The sequence below is a fragment of the Pseudoalteromonas sp. GABNS16E genome (genome assembly GCF_028598715.1).
In the GTDB taxonomy this organism is placed as follows: domain Bacteria; phylum Pseudomonadota; class Gammaproteobacteria; order Enterobacterales; family Alteromonadaceae; genus Pseudoalteromonas; species Pseudoalteromonas atlantica.
The window spans coordinates 1-438 of sequence record NZ_JAQREZ010000165.1 but is presented as its reverse complement, the minus strand read 5'-3'; the positions used below and the strand labels follow the sequence as shown (position 1 = coordinate 438).

General features: G+C 43.4%; 1 protein-coding gene. It reads left to right on the top strand.

The window, feature by feature from the left end:
* A partial coding sequence (locus PSI06_RS21785; protein ID WP_273605077.1) for a copper resistance protein B occupies window positions 1-438 on the top strand: 438 nt, incomplete at both ends.

Genomic DNA, 438 nt, shown 5'->3' with positions numbered 1-438 from the left:
TCAGCGAAGGAAGTATTGAAGAAAACCAAACCGATATTTTATGGGGTCACGCCGTATCAGCATATTGGGATACTCAAGCAGGTGTTCGTCTTGATTACAATAAAGAAGGTGAAAATCGGCAATGGTTGGCTTTTGGCTTACAAGGTTTAGCCCCTTATTGGTTTGAACTTGATATGACAGCATACGTAGGTGAGCGAGGCAATACCGCATTTACGTTAGAGGCAGAGTACGAACTACTACTCACGCAAAAGCTAATTATACAACCGCGAGCCGAAATTACACTTTATGGCAAAAACGATAAACAAAACGAGCTTGGAAGTGGCCTATCAAGCAGCGCGATTGGCTTTAGGGTTCGTTATGAATTTACACGCCAGTTTGCGCCCTATATTGGCGTTGAATGGAGCAATAAATTTGGCAATACCGCCGACTATGCCACAT